Origin of the sequence: Caulobacter segnis (assembly GCF_003243465.1) — a bacterium.
Lineage (GTDB): Bacteria > Pseudomonadota > Alphaproteobacteria > Caulobacterales > Caulobacteraceae > Caulobacter > Caulobacter segnis_A.
Genome location: NZ_QFQZ01000064.1, coordinates 1 through 15,617, shown reverse-complemented (window position 1 = coordinate 15,617; position 15,617 = coordinate 1). Strand labels below are relative to the sequence as shown.

General features: G+C 68.2%; 25 protein-coding genes. All 25 read right to left on the bottom strand.

Annotated features, from left to right (window positions below):
- Positions 1 to 47 precede the first annotated feature (47 nt).
- Complete coding sequence (locus DI526_RS17320; RefSeq protein ID WP_304280638.1) at positions 48 to 398, bottom strand: hypothetical protein; 351 nt, start codon at positions 396 to 398, stop codon at positions 48 to 50.
- A gap of 85 nt (positions 399 to 483) precedes the next feature.
- Positions 484 to 1,389, bottom strand: a complete 906-nt coding sequence (locus tag DI526_RS17315) for a hypothetical protein (RefSeq protein WP_304280637.1) — start codon at positions 1,387 to 1,389, stop codon at positions 484 to 486.
- Between the two features lie 12 nt (positions 1,390 to 1,401).
- Entirely contained in the window at positions 1,402 to 1,635 is a 234-nt protein-coding gene (locus tag DI526_RS17310; protein WP_304280636.1) for a hypothetical protein, read from the bottom strand.
- Positions 1,636 to 1,670: 35 nt separating this feature from the next.
- The gene (locus tag DI526_RS17305) at positions 1,671 to 2,111 is read right to left on the bottom strand and encodes a hypothetical protein (protein ID WP_304280634.1); all 441 of its coding nucleotides are present in this window, start codon (positions 2,109 to 2,111) and stop codon (positions 1,671 to 1,673) included.
- On the bottom strand, positions 2,108 to 2,608 hold the full coding sequence (locus DI526_RS17300) for a phage virion morphogenesis protein (RefSeq protein ID WP_304280632.1): 501 nt from the start codon (positions 2,606 to 2,608) through the stop codon (positions 2,108 to 2,110). Before DI526_RS17300 ends, DI526_RS17305 begins: the two co-directional genes overlap by 4 nt.
- A gap of 1 nt (position 2,609) precedes the next feature.
- On the bottom strand, positions 2,610 to 3,053 hold the full coding sequence (locus DI526_RS17295) for a phage protein Gp36 family protein (RefSeq protein ID WP_304280630.1): 444 nt from the start codon (positions 3,051 to 3,053) through the stop codon (positions 2,610 to 2,612).
- Positions 3,054 to 3,056: 3 nt separating this feature from the next.
- Positions 3,057 to 3,260: a hypothetical protein gene (locus DI526_RS17290; protein WP_304280628.1), complete on the bottom strand. Its 204-nt coding sequence runs from the start codon at positions 3,258 to 3,260 to the stop codon at positions 3,057 to 3,059.
- A complete protein-coding gene (locus tag DI526_RS17285) occupies positions 3,260 to 3,925 on the bottom strand; it encodes a hypothetical protein (protein ID WP_304280626.1) in 666 nt (221 codons plus the stop codon). Before DI526_RS17285 ends, DI526_RS17290 begins: the two co-directional genes overlap by 1 nt.
- A gap of 54 nt (positions 3,926 to 3,979) precedes the next feature.
- Positions 3,980 to 4,918, bottom strand: a complete 939-nt coding sequence (locus DI526_RS17280) for a hypothetical protein (protein ID WP_304280625.1) — start codon at positions 4,916 to 4,918, stop codon at positions 3,980 to 3,982.
- 49 nt (positions 4,919 to 4,967) lie between these two features.
- Positions 4,968 to 5,330 (bottom strand): capsid cement protein, encoded by a 363-nt coding sequence (locus tag DI526_RS17275; protein ID WP_304280623.1) that lies wholly within the window; start codon positions 5,328 to 5,330, stop codon positions 4,968 to 4,970.
- A gap of 8 nt (positions 5,331 to 5,338) precedes the next feature.
- Entirely contained in the window at positions 5,339 to 6,472 is a 1,134-nt protein-coding gene (locus DI526_RS17270) for a hypothetical protein (RefSeq protein ID WP_304280622.1), read from the bottom strand.
- Between the two features lie 332 nt (positions 6,473 to 6,804).
- Positions 6,805 to 8,118, bottom strand: coding sequence for a PBECR2 nuclease fold domain-containing protein (locus DI526_RS17265; RefSeq protein ID WP_304280621.1), 1,314 nt, complete (start codon positions 8,116 to 8,118; stop codon positions 6,805 to 6,807).
- A complete protein-coding gene (locus tag DI526_RS17260) occupies positions 8,115 to 9,629 on the bottom strand; it encodes a DUF935 family protein (RefSeq protein WP_304280619.1) in 1,515 nt (504 codons plus the stop codon). The genes DI526_RS17265 and DI526_RS17260 overlap by 4 nt, the downstream gene beginning before the upstream one ends.
- Position 9,630: 1 nt before the next feature.
- Entirely contained in the window at positions 9,631 to 11,262 is a 1,632-nt protein-coding gene (locus DI526_RS17255; RefSeq protein WP_304280617.1) for a hypothetical protein, read from the bottom strand.
- Positions 11,259 to 11,846: a phage protein Gp27 family protein gene (locus DI526_RS17250; protein WP_304280615.1), complete on the bottom strand. Its 588-nt coding sequence runs from the start codon at positions 11,844 to 11,846 to the stop codon at positions 11,259 to 11,261. Before DI526_RS17250 ends, DI526_RS17255 begins: the two co-directional genes overlap by 4 nt.
- A gap of 4 nt (positions 11,847 to 11,850) precedes the next feature.
- Positions 11,851 to 12,153: a hypothetical protein gene (locus tag DI526_RS17245; RefSeq protein WP_304280613.1), complete on the bottom strand. Its 303-nt coding sequence runs from the start codon at positions 12,151 to 12,153 to the stop codon at positions 11,851 to 11,853.
- On the bottom strand, positions 12,150 to 12,575 hold the full coding sequence (locus DI526_RS17240; protein ID WP_304280611.1) for a hypothetical protein: 426 nt from the start codon (positions 12,573 to 12,575) through the stop codon (positions 12,150 to 12,152). The genes DI526_RS17245 and DI526_RS17240 overlap by 4 nt, the downstream gene beginning before the upstream one ends.
- A 4-nt stretch (positions 12,576 to 12,579) precedes the next feature.
- The gene (locus DI526_RS17235) at positions 12,580 to 12,807 is read right to left on the bottom strand and encodes a TraR/DksA C4-type zinc finger protein (RefSeq protein ID WP_304280610.1); all 228 of its coding nucleotides are present in this window, start codon (positions 12,805 to 12,807) and stop codon (positions 12,580 to 12,582) included.
- Positions 12,804 to 13,067 (bottom strand): hypothetical protein, encoded by a 264-nt coding sequence (locus DI526_RS17230; protein ID WP_304280608.1) that lies wholly within the window; start codon positions 13,065 to 13,067, stop codon positions 12,804 to 12,806. The genes DI526_RS17235 and DI526_RS17230 overlap by 4 nt, the downstream gene beginning before the upstream one ends.
- Complete coding sequence (locus tag DI526_RS17225) at positions 13,018 to 13,548, bottom strand: hypothetical protein (RefSeq protein ID WP_304280607.1); 531 nt, start codon at positions 13,546 to 13,548, stop codon at positions 13,018 to 13,020. The genes DI526_RS17230 and DI526_RS17225 overlap by 50 nt, the downstream gene beginning before the upstream one ends.
- Positions 13,545 to 13,811 (bottom strand): hypothetical protein, encoded by a 267-nt coding sequence (locus DI526_RS17220; protein WP_304280605.1) that lies wholly within the window; start codon positions 13,809 to 13,811, stop codon positions 13,545 to 13,547. The genes DI526_RS17225 and DI526_RS17220 overlap by 4 nt, the downstream gene beginning before the upstream one ends.
- A complete protein-coding gene (locus tag DI526_RS17215) occupies positions 13,801 to 14,451 on the bottom strand; it encodes a glycoside hydrolase family 108 protein (protein ID WP_304280603.1) in 651 nt (216 codons plus the stop codon). Before DI526_RS17215 ends, DI526_RS17220 begins: the two co-directional genes overlap by 11 nt.
- Positions 14,452 to 14,547: 96 nt before the next feature.
- Positions 14,548 to 14,934 carry a hypothetical protein gene (locus DI526_RS17210; RefSeq protein WP_304280601.1) on the bottom strand — a complete coding sequence of 129 codons (387 nt, stop codon included), beginning with the start codon at positions 14,932 to 14,934 and terminating at the stop codon, positions 14,548 to 14,550.
- Positions 14,931 to 15,140 (bottom strand): hypothetical protein, encoded by a 210-nt coding sequence (locus DI526_RS17205; protein WP_304280600.1) that lies wholly within the window; start codon positions 15,138 to 15,140, stop codon positions 14,931 to 14,933. Before DI526_RS17205 ends, DI526_RS17210 begins: the two co-directional genes overlap by 4 nt.
- Positions 15,133 to 15,617, bottom strand: a 485-nt coding sequence (locus DI526_RS17200) for a regulatory protein GemA (protein ID WP_304280598.1), incomplete at its 5' end; no start/stop codon positions are given. The genes DI526_RS17205 and DI526_RS17200, both read right to left, overlap by 8 nt.

Here is a 15,617-nt window from a genome sequence, read left to right as displayed (position 1 = left end):
GCCCGAGGCGACGCGACCGCCGGTGGCGTAGTGCCGCGCCGCCTCGATCAGTTTTTTGCGGCGACGCCTCCCGCAAACTCCTGGTAGGCGGCCTTCAGGCCCAGGACGATCACCGGCGGCGCAAGGAACTTCTTCAGGAAGGCCTCGGTCAGCTCCGGCTGGTCCGGATGATCGGGCAGGCCCACCAGGTAACGCTTGACGAGGGCGCGATCCGGATCGGTCTTGTTCTGCTCGACGTCCTTGGTCGCCGCTTCCAGGTCTTCGTCCGTCATCAGCTGCAGAATGGCGTCGAACTTGCGGATCTCGACCTTGCCGCCATCGAGCGGCCAGTTGACGGAGACGGGCCAACGGCAGCGATACGGGCTGTCGACGGCGGAGAAATCGAACTTGGCGGTCATGGGCATGGTCCCTTGAGGTGAGGCGGAAAGCAGCGGGCGCGGAGACATCCCCGCGCCCGACGTGAAGACAGGGCGCGGCCGCGGATCAGGTCAGGACGAGCGACGGAGCCGTGGTCAGCGAGATGTTGGCGGTGAAGACGTCGTCCTCGTCCTCGCGCGACCAGGCGACATCGTTCAGCTGGACGACGCCATTGACCGTCACGATGCTCCCGGCGGTCTTGCCGTGGGTGAAGGTGAAGGGCAGCAGGTTGCCGTTGATCCACTTGGTCTGCGGGTTGAAGGTCGCCAGCGTCGGCGTCGAGCACTTCAGGCTGCCGGTGTAGGCCGGGCTGCCCCGGTGGAAGACGCCCTTTTGGTTGGGCAGGTCGACGAACTTGACGTTGTCGGCGCCCGTCATCGTCAGGTCGCGCAGCACCATGGGCACGCCGCCCAGGGTGAAGGTGGTCAGGTCGAAGCTGATCGGGCGCGTGGTCGGCCAGTCGCTGAAATCAGCATCGTCGTCCACCACCGGCGTGCGGGCGACCAGCGGGACCAGCAGGGCGCGGAACAGCCAGTCCAGGCGCGGCGGCTGGTTGGCCGCCAGCTTGATGTCGGTCTTGCCACGGCCGTCCAGGGCCTTGTGGTGACGGGTCATGTCCGACCAGTCGAAGGCCATGGTGTCGGCGGCGTCGGACGGCGGCGCGCGGGTATAGGTCACGCTGCCGGCGTCGACCTCTTCGGCCCAGCCGGCCGCCTTGGCCAGGAAGCCCCACGAGGGCGCGGTGCCGGCCGTGCCCGACCCCACCAGCAGCGTGGTGAAGGTCAGCTCGGTGTGCTCGGCGGTGATGACGCCGGCGGGCACGCCGTAACCGGGCTGGGCCGGCTGCAGTTCGACCTTCGTGCCCATTTCCTTGAACTGGACATTCTCGGCCCAGACGGAATCGGCGGCGCTGAAGGCCGGGGCGAGGTGTGCGACGGCTTGCTTCTTGGCGAGCAGCAGTTCGTAAGCCAAGGGTCTGGTCTCCTACTGGGCCGCGCCGGCGTCGCCGGCGGCGGGCGTGTCAGCCGTTTGGGTGGGAGCCGAGGGCGCTTGCGCCTCGGCCTCGATCGAGGCGGCGACGATCGGCGGGGCGTCGTAGCCGAGCTTCTCCTGGGCGGCGGCCAGGGCGCGGGCGGCCGACGCGTCCATCAGCGGCGGGGTCAGCGACCGGATCTCGGGTTCCGGCGCGGCGGGCGGGGTCTTGGGGCTCTTAGCCATGGTCAGCTCTTTGCGGTTGGGCTTGGCGGGCGGGGTCACGACTGCGCCCCGTAGGTTTCTTGGACGTCGACGCGGAACCGCAGCAGGTGCAGCCAGCGGCCACCTTCCTCGGCGCGGTATTCCAGGAGCGTTCCACCGGCGTACTCCACCGGCCGGGCCGCGCCTTCCGGCGTCCAGCCGCACAGGGCGGCCTTGATCTGGACGCGAGCCACGTCCCACTGGGCAAAGCCGCCCGGGAAAACGAGCGCCATGGTCACGCCGAAGATCCAGGTCTCGACCTGAGAGACGCGCAGGCCGGCGGAGCGGATCGGCGTGGCCTCGTCCGACAGTGGCGAAACGATTGCGCTGACGTCCGCGCCCAGGGCGAGGGTCTCGATGGTCCTTTCGGCGTCCATGGCCACGGCGGCCTGGACAACGGCGGGGCAGCGGTTCGGGTCGGCGAGGCGAGCGACCACTGCGTCGAAGAAGCCGATCATCGGCCACCGGCCCGGGCGGCGCGCGCCCAATGATCGCCGACGATATCGACGACAGCCTGGTCGTCGTTGGCGGACATGCCCAAGTACTCGCGCTTGGGCATGGTGACGCTCTTCACCCGAACGAAGGCTCCACCGTAAAGGTGGAAGGCCAGCGAGCCGCCCTTGGCCTTGATCACGCCGCCGGTCTGGTGGATCCGCGCGTAGATCAGGTTGGACCCGATCGAGACGGCGTTGGGCTCGACCACGAAGTGGATGCTGTCACGCAGGTTGGTGCGCAGGACGAGCGTCGGTTTCTTGGTCTTCTCAGCGCGAAGCGATTGCTTCCACGGCGTCCCGTCGGGCGCGACGTTGCTGGTGAAGCGCTTCACCGTCGAGCCTTCCAGCTCGGCGCCGATGTCGCCCAGGACAGGGCGCAGGTCCTCGCCGACCGCGCGCATGCGGCGCAGGCCGCCCAGCGTCCGGGCCAGGTCGACGGTCAGGGTCAGGGCGACGGTCATGTCAGCCCCGCAGGAAGGCGTCGAGGCCGACGTCGTCGAAGACGCGGGCCGGAGCGTCGACCACTGGCCCGCCGGCGGCCGGGGCGTTCGCGCCGGGATCGGCTTCGGAGCCAGCCGCCACGCCCAAAGTGGCCTTGCCCAGAGAGAGATCCCGGAACCAGGCGCGGCGGCGATCGGCGGCCTGAACGACGTAGGCTCGGCCGTTGCGGTCCAAGGCCTCGCGCGCCAGGTCGCAGACCGCGTCGCCCACAACATCGGGGACAGGGTTCAGCGGCGTCGGATAGCGCGAAGCCAGATAGGTGTCGGCGAAATTGGAGGCGTTTGTCAGCGCCAAGTCGATCTTGGCCTGGTCATAGCCCGTCGACGCCGGCGTCGTCGGCGCGAGGAGGCGCGCCTCGGCCTCCCCGAACAGCGCGACGAACTTGGCGGCGGCGGCGTAGGCCATGGCTTAGAGCGTGATCCCTTCGATGGCCCACATGCGGGCCTGCTGCAGGTTGGTGCGGGCGGCGGCGAACTCGCGCCCGCCCTTTGGGTGGTGCTCGGCCAGATTGGCCAGCAGAGCGATCAGCTCGCCTTCCAGGCGCCTGACCTCGAGGATCTCGGCGATCGTCTCGGGCTCCAGCGCTCGGTGGTGATTGGCTTCCCCGTCCATCAGGCGGCCTCGGACTTCTTCCGGCCGCCGCTCTTGGCGGCGGGCGATTTCTTCACGGCCAGGTCTTCGGCTTTGGGGGTATCGTTCGACGCGGCGGTGGCGGCCGCCGCGCCGTCCGGCACGGACAAGGTCGTGTCCGTGCTGGGGGTGACCACAGTCGCCGCCGCGACCGCACCCCCCTCGGGATTGGTGGCACCGGCGACCTGGTCGGCGGCCGGCGCGCTGTTGTCGGGCGCGGCGTCCATGCCCGCCGCGCCCTCCGCCTGCGCCGCAAGCAAGCTGGCGAAGGCGGAATTCGGGATGTTGTTCGGGTCGGCCACGGCCAGCTCGCGAGCGCGCTCAAAGACTTCGGCCATGACTTCCTGGATGCGCTTCGGGACCGTGGAGCTGATCTCGAACAGCGCATCGGCGAAGGCGATGACCTGGTCGTCGGTGTTGGTCGCTTCCAGCACTGCGATGATCAGCGGCGGGGCCGCTTCCATGTGCAGGCGGTAGGCTTCCAGCGCCGCCGTGAAGGCGTCCACGTCCGCCAGCTCGTCGGCCTCGATCTCGATGAAGCCGTGGCTGCCCAGGCGGTCGAACTCCGCTTGGCCCACGTCCTCTGGGGTGATCGGGGACCCGGCCTTCATCTTGCCGGGCAGGTTGACGAGCAGGCGGTAGCGCATGGGAAGGGCTCTCGAACGAAGCTGGAAGCGTGTGGCGACTGGCCGGGGCCGGCGTTAAGCCGGCGGGGCGGCGGCGTTCTGGAAGAACCAGCCGGCCTGCTTGGCGACGACCTGTTCCTTCAGGCGCTCGCCGACGCGGATGACGTCGGAGCCTTCCAGGCCCGTCCTGGGATCGAAGTATTCCCAGGCTTGCTTGTCGGTCAGGCGGAAGGTCGAGCCGAAGGTGAAGGCTTTGTTGTTCTTCACCAGGCGCTCGACGTAAGTCAGCGAGGCGTGGGTCGACCAGCAGGGCGCGATGACCGGCGCTTGGCCCTGGACCTTGTAGTTAACCTGGGCCTCGCCAACGAGGATGGTCTTGACCCGCAGCAGCTCCATGAGCTCGGCCATGGTCAGACGCCCCTCGCCGGTGCTGTTGGCCGACCGAGCGGCCTTGATCAGCTTGGGGTGCTTGCGCAGGGCCAGCAGGCCGTCCTCGCCGATCGTCAGCGTGTTCGGCTTGACGATCATCTTGCCGTAGGCGTCCTCGAAGTCGCCCAGCGGATCGCTGTCGGGATCATACCAGCCGGCGTCGGCCGCATACGAGGTGATCTGGCTGGGCAGGTAGGAGGCGGTGTTGAAGACGATGTCGCGAACCCGGATCTCGCGGGCCAGGGTGACCAGCTGAGAGGTCAGCTCGGTGGCCATCGCCTTCGGGTCCATCTGCGAGTTGGCCGTCTGGTCGGTCTTCGGCACCGGATCTTCCAGGCCGTGGTCATCGACGGAGCCGTCGCGCTCCACACCGCCGAACTCGACCCGCTTCACCTCGGAGGTGCGGCCGACCTTGGTGTCGGGGACGGTGACGCCCTGTTCGAAGGGGTACTCATTCCACTTGTAGGCTTCGGAGGTGACCTTCACGTCGGGAAGGACCTGGTCGGCGATCACGTTGCCGATGGGTGCGGCGATCGCGATGCCGGTCAGTTCCGGATTGATGACGATGGGGCGAGTGGCGGACATGAACTGTGTTCCTGGTCAGTGAGGACGGAGGATGCGTGCGACCGGGGCGTCAGCCCTTGATCTGGCCGCGCGCGGTTTTCATCGAGCCGAAGTCGCCCAGCACGCCGGCCACGCGGGCATAGCCGCCCACCTGGGCGACCACGCCCGCGCCGGGATTGGCCTTCACGGCGCGGCCGACCGCGTCGCTGGTCAGCGGATCGCCGACGGCGACAGCGCCGCCGTATTCGATCTCGGCGACGCCGGTCTCTTCGACGTCGACCACCTGGCCGGACTTGCCGCCCATCGAGGCCGACACGCCGAGCAGGGCGTCAGTCGAGCCAGTGGCCTGGATGATCGTGCCGGCGGCGCCACCAGCCTTGACGAAGCGGCGGCCGGCGACGTCGGCGGCGGCGGTGTAGGGATAACGGCTCATTTGGCCCCTCAGCGGTTGCGAGCGATGGAGGCGGCCTCGGCCGCCGAGATGTTGCGGCCGGCGGCCGCCTGTTCGTCCATGACGGCGCGGATCGCGTCGGCGTGGTCCTGTCCGGTCTGGCGTTCGGAGAAGCGGGCCTCCGACGACGGCGCGACCTCGCCGAAGTGAATGGCGGTGCCCAGTTTGCCGAGCAGCTCGCGCAGCTGGCCGCGCGGATCGGCCTCGCCCTCGGCGAAGCTGATCTTCTGGTCGCCAGCCAGGACGCCCAGCAGCGTCTTGACCTGGTCGGCGCGGGCGGGCGGGAGCCGGCCGGCCTTCACCAGTCCGTCGACGAACGCGGCGTCATCGGCCCGGGCCGCCTGGCGCTCACCTTCGGCGAAGGCGATCTGATCATCGCGGGCGGCCTTCTCGCGCGCGGCGATGGCGGCCTCGCGGGCGTCGAGATCAGCCGCGCGGGCTTCCAGATCGGCCACACGTCCGACTTCGCCCTCGGCGAAGCTGGCCACCTGACCGGGCCATGCTTCGGCGCGGACCTCGGCGGCGATCTGGGTCGCGGACTGATCGGTCCATGCCGGCAGAGCCGCGTCGGCGGCTTCCTGGCCAAACTTGGCGAGGATCCAATCGCGCAGCGAGCGGAACCCGCCCGCCACGTTTGATGCCAGCCAGGCGAGGCTCATTTCGGTTTCGGCGAAGGACAGCGGCTCGGCCTCGGCGCGCTCGCTGAAGGCGGCGCCCAGCCCCTTGATGGCCGGCGGCTCGGCGCCGAGCCAGCCGACGCTGCGCAGGTAGTACTGGCCGGGCTTGGGGTTGGCCGGATCGTTCGGGCCGTAGAGATCCGCCGAGCGGAAGCGATAGTTGCCGGCGGCCACGCCCTCGGCGAAGGCCGGGACGACGTCGCTGGCGACGGCGACCAGCTGCCCGTCCTGGATCTCCAGCTTCTCGACCCAGCCCCAGGCCGGGGCGGCGTCGGTCTTCGGATGGCCCAGGACGTAGGGCGCTTGGTGGACGGCCGGATCGTAGGCGGCGGCGATCGCCGCGACGTCGGCCTCGCTGAAGGTGAAGTACTGACCGCTCTGGGCGCGGTGACGGCCCGGGCGGAAGATGACATTGCGTTCGGCCGAGTTGGCGTCGCGGATTTGCATGGATCTCGATCGGGGCTCGGAACGGGGTGGACAGGTCGTCCGTTGAGCCCTCAATATCGAGAGTGTCGGCCGGGCCTTCGCACCCGACAGATGTCGGGGGCTATATCCGCCAAGCCCGAATGCCGCTGACGATCCGCTCCCCAGACCAGACCGCTATCCTGGAAGGCCGTGGAAGGCCGTGGAAGGCGTAGAACGCCAGTTCACGGCCATCGGGACGGACCTCTAGACAAGAGCCCCCCACGGCCCTAAATCTCTCTCGCGGTCCAATTCCGGCGGATGCGGAGTCCCAACAGACCGACACGACCCCCGGCGGCGGCCCGCGCGGGGGTCATTCATTTCCGGCTATAGACCAGAGCCCCGACCCGGAAACCCACGTCGGTCTGGGTCCGCTGGTCCACCGCAGAGCGGCGCTTGCCCGGTGGATAAGCCGTCGTTCCCCACCAGACGCCGTCCCGCTCATGGAAGCTGGCCACGAAAGCTTCCCGGCCATCCTCCGCCTGGATCCAGGAGACATAGTTGCGGACCAGAACAGAGGTTCCGTCCGCCCTGGATTGGATCGAGTGCCAAATTTCGTCAGGGTCCTTTAGTGAGGCGGCCAGGATCTCCGCATACGCGGCTCGGCCAGCTAGGTGCACCTTCGCCGCCACGCTGTCCCCATCGGCGTTGTGACGCTCGAACATCCGGCGACCGACGACCAGTGGCACCTGGACCGGATCGACGAACACCTCGCCCTCGCCTTTTCCCAGCGCCTTCGAGAAGGCTTCAAAGACGTCGCCTGGATCGCCACCGACGAGGTCCGGTCGCAGGCTGACGCCGGCCGGTAGGCTCCTGGCTTGGCGAACGGGCGGCAGAGCGCGGGGCATGCGCTCGCCCTGGACTATGGGCCGCTGGCGCTCCGGAGTGGCTGGCGGCACGAAATTGGCCAGCCGCGCCTGGCCGACATTGTAGTCGAAGCCGGGATCGATCCCGAAGGGGATCTCGCGGGTCTCGCCGGTGCGCGGGTTCACCCAAGGCCGCGTATCGTAGACGCCGATCCGCTCCAGCTCGGCCTCGGACGTCACCGCCGCGCCCACGCGTTCTGACGTGGTGTAGCAGCCACAGCCCCAGCCGTTGGGTGTGAAGTACTTCTTCCAGAACGGATGGCCGATCGGCAGCGAGATCCCGTCCAGGGCGATGTGCTCCAGGCGTGGGTGCTCCTTGGGCGTATGGTGATAGGTCAGGATCGGCCGCGTGGTCGCGTTGTCGACGTAGCGCTCCCAGCGCCCGGCCGCGTGGGCCATGCGCATGTTCTCGTTGAAGATGGTCCGAAGACGGCGCGGCGTCCCCAGCTCGACCACCCGGGTTTCGCCAGTGACCGGATCGGTCTGGATCTGTCGGCCCCACCAGCCCTTGGCCTGCAGCAGCGGGGTCAGATCCTTGACGAACTGCTCGGGCGTCGTGCCCGCCTTGATCGCCTCGACCAGGCCGGAATGGATGTCGACCAGGATGTCGCGCGTCATGGCCTTGGCGACCACGAAGCTGACCAGGTGCTCCTCTCGATCGACATCGCGCCAGTCGAACGAGAAGCGGCCGCCGGCGATCTTGTCCTCAAGGTAGCTGACCGCCTGGGCCGGCGGCCTGGCCTTGAACTCGAGTACGCCGGTCATGTGCGCTTGGCGTCGGCCTGGGCCATGGCGGTCGTCGTCGCGCCGCCGGCGCGGCCGCCGAGGCGCGCTTCCAGGAGCGACCGGCTAAGCGCCTTGACCAGGTCGTCGCTAGCCGGCCCGGTGAGCAGCTCGCCCAGCTCGTCGGCGGCGGTCTGAAGATCGGGACGCGCCTCGACGAAGGCGATGATGCGCTGGCGGATCGGATCGATCATCGGGCGCCAGTCGAGTTCATCGACATAGTCGGCGATGGCGTCTCGGTCGGAGGCCTCGGCGAAGGAAGGCGAGCCGACCGGTGGCGTCGCAGTCTTCGTAGGGGCCAAGCGCCAGCCCGGAAGCATGGCCTCGATCACCTCGTCGTTCTCAGGCTCCAGGCCCGCATCCCGAAGCGCCTTGATGGCCCGCCCCTTCTTGATCAGAAGATCCGCGACCGCCGTTTCATCCTCGGCGCTGGGCCGGCGGACGATCGGCGTCTTGGCGCCGGGGAAGTTCCACTGGGTCAGCCAGGTCGCGGGGCCGGTCTGGAAGCTCTCGCACAGCGTCTCGGCGTCGGCGTCGGTCAGCTCCTCGCGGACCTCCATGTGGACCTGGCTTTGCGACAGGCTGGCGCCGTCGTCGGTCGTCATGGTGACGCCCAGGATGATCTTGGCGATCCCGGCGTTCATCTGGCGAAGGAAGGTGGCCTGGTCCACCGTACCCCGAGCCGCTTCCAGCAGCTCGATCGTCATGTTCTCCGGGATCGCGGCCGCGCCATCGAGGCGCAGTCGGCGCGCGACCGCCAGGGCGTCGTTCACCGTCTTCTGGTCCGCCCCGGCCGGGTATTTCGTGTAGGTCGAGGGCGCGCCGTACTTCTCCAGGGCGCGAAGCCAGAACGACAGGCCCTGCTTCTTGAAGAACACCAGCCAGTAGAGCTGGTGAGCCAGGCCCAGGCCATAGGGATCGTCGTCGTTGTCCGCTCCCCAGTTCGTCGTCCAGAACTTCTTCTCGGGAACGGGCTCGCCCTCGGACATGCGAGCGCGGGTCAGAAGGCGCAGCGAGCCGTCGAAGGCGTAACGAAAGCGCCATGGCACCCGGACCTTCGGCCGGGCGAGCCAGACCTTCCCCTCGCGGATCTCGTACATGCACTCGGCGACGGCGTGGCCGTAGAGGATCCCCGCGTGCTTCTTGCCGGAAGCGCGATCGAACGGGATCTGCGCCAGGTTCATCCGCAGATGATCCGCGGCCGCCACGGACTGGGCGTCGTCGCCGCCGGGCTCGATGACCAGCGGGCGCGACATCAAGGCCAGGATGCGCTGCTGGAGACAGGCGTGGACCTGGTCGTCTCGCCGTAGCTCGCGGTAGACCTCGTAATTGTTGCCCAGGCGGCGCAGGACGGTGTCCTGAACCTCGCGCAAAGCGCCCATGAACGGCAGGGTGATGTCAGTCCCGCCGACGCTGATCGCGATCTCGCCCAGCTCCGGCTTGTCCGGCGCCTTGTCCGCCGGCGTGGGCTTGTTCTCCGGGATGTCGCTCATGTCAGTAGCCCGCGAAATTCAGGGTGGCGTAGGGGTCTAGGAAGTCTTCGCCGAGGAACCCGGGCGGCGCGCCGGTTGGGCCCGTCGTGGCCGCGACAGGCGCGGCTACACCGCCCTCCCGCAAAGCCGCCGAGGCATGAAAGAGCGCGACCGCGTCGTCGCCGTGGCGCTTGCCCTCATCGACCTCGCCGTCGCCCGCCGTGACCCGCTCCTCGGCGATCTTTGGCGCGCCATCGACGACCTTGACCATGCGAAGGTCGGACGCGACGCCGGCGTCCTGCGGGATCGTGATGCGTCCTTCGCTCTCGAACCGGCCCAGCAGCGGCGTGCCCTGCAGCTTCCACCACTCGGCCTTGGCCAGCACGCCCTCAACCCGCGCCGCGCCGAAGATCTGCACCATCCGTTCGGCCAGATAGCCGCCGTTCCCGTTGGCGTCGATCTTGGCGCGCCAGACCCGCAGGCGGCTGAGTACAAATTCCCAGACGAACTCTTGCTCGCGGTACGGGACGCGGCGCATTTCCAGGACAAAGGGCGTGCGCCAAGCTCGGTTCATCAGTTCCTGGAGCAGCCACATGGCCGATACGTCGGCAAAGCGCGCGAAGTCGCCGCCGACGCCGATCTGGAGCTGCCCTAGGTCGGCCAGCAGCGGGGCCAGGTGCTCCTCGCACCATTTGGCGATGAAGACCTCGCGCTTGTGATCGGGGAGCAGCGTAAACGAGGGTTCGCACGCCAGGCGCAGCACGGGGATGGTCGGATCTTCAGCGCGTTCGATTAGGTCGTAAGACAGCCACGAACCGCTCGACCTGGACGGAATGGCGTCCAGCTCCTCTGCGGCGGCGGAGGAGTAACGCTTGTAGATCTTGCGGACCCAGGTGTCCTTGGCCTGCTGCGTCAGCTCCCAACCACGCACGGTGGCGGTGCTCTCATACATGCCCTGTTCGACAGCGAGCTTGAAGGGAACCTCGAAGACGTGTCCCTCGCGGTCACCCTTCTGGATCTCCTGGATCAACTTGTTGAACTCGTTGTCGACGCCGTTGTGGGTTGAGATCACCACGACGTGCGAACCAAGCATGGTCAGAGCCAGAGCCGCCTTGAGCAGTTCGGCGAGGTTGTCGACAAATGCCGCCTCGTCGATCCGCACGCGCCCCTGGCGGCCACGGAGGGATCGCGGCGCGCTGGTCAGGGCCAGGATCTTGTGGCCAGAGGCGAAGTCGATCCGGAACGCCTTGATCTGGCGCGTCTCGCCAGGGCGAGTGACATCCTCGTCGTTAAAGATCGTCTCGCCGACCAGGGCGTCGATCCCCATGAACGCCTTGGCAAACCCCGCGCAGGCCTCAATGTACTCCCGCGCCATGTCGAAGCTGGGGCCGATATAGAGCACATCGTCACCGCCCTGGCCGGCGCGGGTCGCGGCCGTGATGGCGTCGTCACCGGCGAACGCCCAGGTCAGGCCAGTCCGTCGCCCTTTCGGTACGACCAGCAGCTCGTGCACGTGCGACAACTCGACCGCGCGACGCTGGTAAGGACGAAAAATGCCGTCGGCGCCCAAGACGTCGACAGCCTGCAGAACCTTCCCCTCGATGCCGACGCGATCGGCGATCTCCATCGCCGGGTCGGCCGTGATCACGGTCATGTGGCTACCGGCTTCTTCATCTTCTCTGGGTCGACGCCAAGGATGTCGGCGCGCACCCTTGCTGCGGTCTCGGCGGACCAGCCCAGCGCCTTGGCGGTCTTGTCGACGCGAGTGGCTGCCTTGCGCAGAGCCACTTCCTCGATCTTCAGCGCGCGATCGGCGTCGATCTTCTGAGCGGAGGCGGCGGCCTGGATCGACCGGGCGAAGTCGAGAAGCGCGTCCGGAGCCATGCGCTCCTCGTCGGCCATGTTGCCGATCATGTCGTAGGCCAATGAAGTGTAGGCCTGCACCAGAACCTGGACGCCCTTGCCGTCCGAGATCTGTGGACCAACTTCGCTAGCCAGCATCTCGGCGAACTGCTGGGAGCGCTTTACGCGCTCGGCGACCTGGGCGAAGTTCTGGGCATAGCGATGCACAGCCGAACGGCTCGGCTTCTGCTCGCTGAGGCCATTGAACTCCAGGAGCGCGCCAAGGCGCTCCATGACCTGATCGAGCGACAGCTCCCCTTTCTGGAAGCCGCCCAGCCACTCGTGAAGAGACTTGCGGGCGCCCTCTGGAAGCCGATCGACGGACGAACGTCCCATGAGACTACGCCAGCGCCGGCCGAGCCACGCCCGGCTCGGTGGTTTCGCCGCGCGCACACAGGTCGCCGCGCTCGGTCAGCCAGATCGACCAAGTCGAAGCCTCGGTGTTCTTCAGGGTGACAAGACCCTGGCGCTCCATCCACTGCAGCTCACTACGCAGGACGTCTCGGGCGGTTTCCCAGTCCATGTCGCGCAGCGCGGCCGCCAGGGTGCGCTCGTCGATATGGCGGTTTTCTAGCTGCAGCAGCAGCTCCAGGATCAGCAGGCGGCGGCTCTCGCGCTGACGTTCGGCAAGGGTCTTGTTCATCGGGGGCGTTCGTTCTGCATGATGTGATCGCGGACCATTCGGACGGTCTCTGCCCACCCGTCGATCTTGGTGCCGATGACGCCGACCTCGCGCTCAACGAGGCTGAGGCGGTCGATAAGCTTGTCGATCTGCTCGCCGCTGGGCAGGTGACGGACCGTCTCCTCGACCCTCGTCAGACGCACGGCCAGGTCCATGATTGAGCCAGCCATCCCGGCCTTGAGGTCATCCAGGGCTTTGCGGAACTCCGTTTCCACCCGGGCGATCGACGCACGCGCCTGGCCATCGACCTTCTCGATCTTGCCTTCGGTGCGCTCTTCCTTCTCCGAACCGCGATCAAGCAGCCGCGCCCAGCGATTGAAGAGGAACACCGCCACGCCGCCAACGAAGGCGGAGACGATGATCTGGTAGAGGTTGAACGACACGCGGTCAGCCTTTCGAACGGAGTAGCTGGAGGCGCTCGTAAGCCTCCTGACACATGAGACAGCGGCGGGCCGCTGGGTTGACGGATAGGCGGGCGGTCTCGATCGGGTCGCCGCAGGCCAGGCATTCGAAGAACACCTGCACCGGCGGCGCGGCCCGGCGGCGGATCTCGGCCACGGCGCTTTCGCGCTCGGCGATCTCGATCTCCTGGGCCTCGTCGGCGAAGTCGGTCACTGCGCCCCCGCCCTGTCGCACACCGCGCGGGCGTCCTGGACGATCGCCTCGGCGGCCTCGCCGCGCGCGATCTTGGCGTCCAGATACGCCGCGCCCGCGTCGTTGTGACGGATCACCGCCCCGGCCGCCGGCGGCGGCGCGGCTGGCAGCGGGCGGCGCAGATCAGGCGGACAGACCAGGCGCGTGGCCTCGTGACGCTCGATGATCGGATCAGGGGCGCTCGCCGCCGGTGGCCCAGCGTGCGCGCATGCAGTCAGCATCGCACACGACAAGGCCGCCAGCATCGCGAGGCGCGGCTTGGAGAGCAGCGGCCGCACGGGCTTTCCTTTCGGCTTGGGTTGCCGCCGAGGCCGCGGCGCGGGCGATCGCCGCGTCCTGCCCCAGGCGTTCGTTGTTCAGGTCGTTGGTCAGGCGGGCGGCCTCGCCGCGCGCCACGTCACGCTCGGCCTGGACGCGCTTGACCGGCCCCGAGCAGCTGGTCGCCGCGCCGTAGAGGTTCTCCGGGCTGGCCGACAAGGCGGCGTCGCAGGCGCGCGAGCGAACGGCGGCCAGGCGGTCTGCCGCGATCGGCCGGGGGCAAACGGTGGCGGGGTCCAAGTCGGCGCGGCCCTTGCCGGACACGGCGGCTACGCACGCCTTCAGGACGGCGGCGTCCTTTCGCCAGCCGCCGACGACGACCGCCAGGAGCGCGCCCAAGAGGCACGCGCCTAAGACGCCGGCGAGCTTCCAGGAGATCCTCACGACATCGTCCCCTTCGGCTGGTCGCCGCGCACGGCAACGGTCAGCTTGCGCAGGTCGGTGACCGTCGCTCCGGCCAGGTAGACCAGGCCCATGGCTACGTTCTCGGCGATCAACAGGATCGCGATGATCAGCAGCGGGCGCGCCTCGATCAGGCGATGGACCAGGAAGAACAGAAGCCCATGCGAAATGAGCAGGACGGCATAGGTGTAGATCCGCCGGAACTTCCAGCTGACCTCCGGGACGACGACAGACTTATCCGACACGGCCAAGCTCCCGAGCGCGGTTGAGCCAGCCGTCCAAGAAGCCCTTCAGCTCTCCGTTGCGGCCGACAAGGAAGCGGTAGTGCGCGGCGGCCTCGTCGCGGAACGAACGCAGCAGCGGCGCGCTGGCGAGGCCTTCGAACACGCGTCGCAGGGTCTTGCCGCCCAGGACGCCATCGGTGGCGAGGGGCGGCGGACCGAGCCGATTGAGCGAGCGCTGAAGGATGATGACGGCCGTCTTCGTGCCGACGTTGACGCCCAGGTCGAAGAGCGCCGCGTCCATGGCTTCCGGGAGGCGCCAGAAGCCCGTCTCGATGAAGAAGAGGCGCAGATAGAGCGCCTCGGCGTGTTCCGGCCGCAGCAGCTGGATGTCCAGGGCGTCGATCTTGCCGTCGCGGTTCAGGTCAAAGTCGGCGAACCCGTCGCGGTTGGCGTCGATACGCCCCTCGATGACCAGGAAGCGCAGCGAGATGCCGTACTTGGTCGCGCCGCCGGGGTCCTTGCGATTGTTGACGTAGCCGCCCTCGCTCTTCAGCAGCTTGGCGAAGATCCGCTTCCAGCGCTCACTGTGGGCAGGCGTCCAGCCGTCCGGCAGCGCGACAGACGTCGGCAGCAGAACCGAAACCGGCGTGTTGGCGTTCATGGATGGCCCCGAAAATGCCGGTCTTGCGGACCGGCGTGTGTTCGGGCCAATGTCGCTGGAGCGTGACAGCAAATAGCCCCCGACAGATGTCGGGGGCTATTGCGTTTCAGGGGTGTCGAAGAGCGGAAGCTGCGGCTCTGGATCCTCGCGCTCACGCTGCCGAAGCCGCTCGATCGTCCGAAGATGAACGTCAACCGCCAGGGCGACCTTGGACGACGGAACACCCTGCTGCAGCAGCAGCCGGGCCTTGGCCCGGCGAGCCTTCTGACCGCGAAGGTTCGCCATCGGGATCGTGTACTCGATCGAGCCCAGCAGATCGGCGATGTTCCGGGCGGCTTCGTCTCCGACGATCTGGGCCAGGGCGCCGCCCGGCTTGCCCGAAATCTTCATGGCCGTGCCGCCACGGGCGCGGGCGAGCTTCAGCGCCGCGTCCAGACCAGCGACGTCGGCGATCTCGCCCAGGATGCCAGGTAGCCGGCTCAATGCTCGACCCCCAGGCGCTTGCGGGCGGCGACATAGGCCGCCAGCTCGGCGTGGGTGGCGCGGACCAGCGCCGTTTCCAGCGCCAGCGTCTTGGCGCGTCGGCGTTTGATCACGGCCTGGACGGCCTCCTCGCGCGCACGCTGGGCCGCGTCGATGGCCTTCTGGGCCTCGACCAGGTCAGCATGGGCGAAGAGGTCGTCAGCCATGGCGCGCCTCATTCAGGCGGGCGGCGTAGACGGCGATCGCCATGTCCAGGTCGCGGTCGGACAGCGCGGCGGCGCTGAAGCGCTCGCCCAGGCGCTTGGCCTGCGCCCAGGCCAGGCGGACCTTCAGGATCCTAACGTGCTGCTTCTTCTCGATGCCCGCGAGATCCTGGCTCCAGCCCTCGCGCTCGGCCATAGCCTTAAGGGCCTCGACCAGCTTGAAGCCCAGCCCCTGGTCCATCCATTGCATCCGCTCCACGCCAAGCTGGCGCTTCGCGAAGGTTTCCAGGGCCTTCTCCGAGGCGTTCTCGACGACGCCGAGCTGGTGGAGCGAGATCCACATGGCGCGGGCCTTCTTGGCCACCGGATGGTCGGCGCGGCGCGGGCCGCGTTGAACCGCGGATTGCTGGCGGCCGCCGGCGATCGCCTTGGGCACGAAGCCCTGGGCGCGGAAGTGGGCGACCAGGTTCTCCAGCTCGC

Bases quoted from the DNA above. Each gene is read 5' to 3' on its own strand.
- DI526_RS17250 (WP_304280615.1), bottom strand. From the start codon at position 11,846: ATGGGACGTTCGTCCGTCGATCGGCTTCCAGAGGGCGCCCGCAAGTCT.
- DI526_RS17320 (WP_304280638.1), bottom strand. From the start codon at position 398: ATGACCGCCAAGTTCGATTTCTCCGCCGTCGACAGCCCGTATCGCTGC.
- DI526_RS17230 (WP_304280608.1), bottom strand. From the start codon at position 13,067: ATGCTGACTGCATGCGCGCACGCTGGGCCACCGGCGGCGAGCGCCCCT.
- DI526_RS17290 (WP_304280628.1), bottom strand. From the start codon at position 3,260: ATGGACGGGGAAGCCAATCACCACCGAGCGCTGGAGCCCGAGACGATC.
- DI526_RS17245 (WP_304280613.1), bottom strand. From the start codon at position 12,153: ATGAACAAGACCCTTGCCGAACGTCAGCGCGAGAGCCGCCGCCTGCTG.
- DI526_RS17295 (WP_304280630.1), bottom strand. From the start codon at position 3,053: ATGGCCTACGCCGCCGCCGCCAAGTTCGTCGCGCTGTTCGGGGAGGCC.
- DI526_RS17205 (WP_304280600.1), bottom strand. From the start codon at position 15,140: ATGGCTGACGACCTCTTCGCCCATGCTGACCTGGTCGAGGCCCAGAAG.
- DI526_RS17275 (WP_304280623.1), bottom strand. From the start codon at position 5,330: ATGAGCCGTTATCCCTACACCGCCGCCGCCGACGTCGCCGGCCGCCGC.
- DI526_RS17255 (WP_304280617.1), bottom strand. From the start codon at position 11,262: ATGACCGTGATCACGGCCGACCCGGCGATGGAGATCGCCGATCGCGTC.
- DI526_RS17305 (WP_304280634.1), bottom strand. From the start codon at position 2,111: ATGATCGGCTTCTTCGACGCAGTGGTCGCTCGCCTCGCCGACCCGAAC.
- DI526_RS17270 (WP_304280622.1), bottom strand. From the start codon at position 6,472: ATGCAAATCCGCGACGCCAACTCGGCCGAACGCAATGTCATCTTCCGC.
- DI526_RS17285 (WP_304280626.1), bottom strand. From the start codon at position 3,925: ATGCGCTACCGCCTGCTCGTCAACCTGCCCGGCAAGATGAAGGCCGGG.
- DI526_RS17265 (WP_304280621.1), bottom strand. From the start codon at position 8,118: ATGACCGGCGTACTCGAGTTCAAGGCCAGGCCGCCGGCCCAGGCGGTC.
- DI526_RS17260 (WP_304280619.1), bottom strand. From the start codon at position 9,629: ATGAGCGACATCCCGGAGAACAAGCCCACGCCGGCGGACAAGGCGCCG.
- DI526_RS17215 (WP_304280603.1), bottom strand. From the start codon at position 14,451: ATGAACGCCAACACGCCGGTTTCGGTTCTGCTGCCGACGTCTGTCGCG.
- DI526_RS17300 (WP_304280632.1), bottom strand. From the start codon at position 2,608: ATGACCGTCGCCCTGACCCTGACCGTCGACCTGGCCCGGACGCTGGGC.
- DI526_RS17310 (WP_304280636.1), bottom strand. From the start codon at position 1,635: ATGGCTAAGAGCCCCAAGACCCCGCCCGCCGCGCCGGAACCCGAGATC.
- DI526_RS17280 (WP_304280625.1), bottom strand. From the start codon at position 4,918: ATGTCCGCCACTCGCCCCATCGTCATCAATCCGGAACTGACCGGCATC.